The following is a 203-nucleotide window of genomic DNA, read 5'->3' as shown; positions in this document are numbered from 1 at the left end:
TATTGGGGGTGTTGTACCACTCGTAGGGCAGTGCGGAAGACACTGGCATGCGCCCCTTCAGGCCCAGGTAGGCGCGGACCCGCCAGTGACCGAAGTTGGGGAAGGTAATGATCGCCTCGCGACCCACGCGCAGCATTTCGTTGAGGATCTGATCCGGGCGCAGTACTGCCTGCAGAGCCTGGGTCATAACCACGTAATCGAAG

At 60.6% G+C, this 203-nt stretch carries 1 protein-coding gene; it reads right to left on the bottom strand.

Annotated elements, in window-relative coordinates:
* Nucleotides 1-203 (bottom strand): methionine biosynthesis protein MetW (locus tag A3714_RS06440; protein ID WP_304439025.1); only part of this gene is annotated, 203 nt, incomplete at both ends.

Origin of the sequence: Alcanivorax sp. HI0007 (assembly GCF_001635525.1) — a bacterium.
GTDB lineage: Bacteria > Pseudomonadota > Gammaproteobacteria > Pseudomonadales > Alcanivoracaceae > Alcanivorax.
This window is presented reverse-complemented; position numbering and strand designations above follow the sequence as displayed.